We start from the raw sequence: 516 nt of genomic DNA, 5'->3' as shown, positions 1-516 counted from the left end.
GTGTCGAGGCGCCGGCCGTACCAGCCCTCGCGCAGCCCATTGGCGGAGAAGACCACGCGGGCCGCGCCCGAGGCGCGCAGCAGCCGGCGCATCACCACGGCGGCGAAGGGCAGGTCCAGGACGCGCTTGGTCGGCGCCGAGGGCATGCGCTCCAGCGATTTCCGCGGCGCCGTCATCACCACGCCCGCGAGGTCGCGCGCCTCCTCGCGCCGGATGGCGTAGTGGTGGACGATCGTCAGGGGATAGCCGGTCTGGGCGATGTGCATCCGCGCCAGCGCGCGGAAGGTGCCGCCGACGAGGAAGAGGTCCTTCAGCGGCGCCGCGCCCAGCCAGGGCACGCGCTTCAGCTCCGTCTCGACGATGGCGCGGGCGCGGGCGATGTCTCCGTCGGCGCGGTCGGCCAGGCGGATGGTGCCGATGGGCAGGGAGACGGTCTCGACGATCTCGCCGCGCGACAGCCTCACCAGCTCCAGCGAGCCGCCGCCGAGGTCGCCCAGCACGCCGTCGGCCATGGGC

1 protein-coding gene is annotated in these 516 nt (G+C 74.4%); it reads right to left on the bottom strand.

Annotation, left to right across the window (positions count from 1 at the left end):
• Positions 1 to 516, bottom strand: a 516-nt coding sequence (locus tag AC1DWF_RS38730) for a Ppx/GppA phosphatase family protein (RefSeq protein ID WP_476843697.1), incomplete at both ends; no start/stop codon positions are given.

This window comes from Aminobacter sp. P4_D5, assembly GCF_056401815.1.
Note: the sequence above shows the minus strand (reverse complement) of the source record. Positions and strands in the feature narration are given on the sequence as shown.